General features: G+C 72.9%; 1 protein-coding gene. It reads left to right on the top strand.

Going from position 1 to position 595, the window contains the following annotated elements:
* The coding region (dapB, locus tag ON36_RS17265; protein WP_043654289.1) for a 4-hydroxy-tetrahydrodipicolinate reductase at positions 1 to 595 on the top strand (595 nt) is incomplete at both ends.

Raw genomic sequence — 595 nt, 5'->3', positions numbered from 1 at the left:
CCGAGACCCGGACCGAGGTGGTGGTGGACTTCACCCACCCCGACGTGGTCATGGGGAACCTGAAGTTCCTGGTGGACAACGGCATCCACGCCGTGGTCGGCACCACCGGGTTCGACGAGGTCCGTCTCGCCGAGGTCCGCGGCTGGCTCGCCCAGCATCCCGAGGTCGGGATCCTGATCGCCCCGAACTTCGCCATCGGCGCGGTGCTGTCGATGCGGTTCGCCGAGCAGGCGGCGCGGTTCTTCGAGTCGGTCGAGGTCGTCGAGCTGCACCACCCGAACAAGGCCGACGCGCCCTCGGGCACCGCCTACCGCACCGCGGGCCTGATCGCCGCCGCGCGCGCCGCGGCCGGGGTCGGGGTCAGCCCGGACGCGACGACCACCGAGCTCGAGGGCGCCCGCGGCGCCGACGTCGACGGGGTGCGGGTGCACTCGGTGCGGCTGGCCGGGCTGGTCGCCCATCAGGAGGTGCTGTTCGGCACCCAGGGCGAGACGCTGACCATCCGTCACGACTCCATCGACCGCAACTCCTTCGCCCCGGGTGTCCTGCTCGGCGTGCGCGAGATCGCGGGACGGCCGGGCCTCACCGTCGGGCT

This window comes from Nocardia thailandica NBRC 100428 (genome assembly GCF_000308795.1).
In the GTDB taxonomy this organism is placed as follows: Bacteria; Actinomycetota; Actinomycetes; order Mycobacteriales; family Mycobacteriaceae; genus Nocardia; species Nocardia thailandica.
The sequence above is the reverse complement of the archived record's forward strand: the minus strand, read 5'-3'. Positions and strand labels throughout refer to the sequence as shown.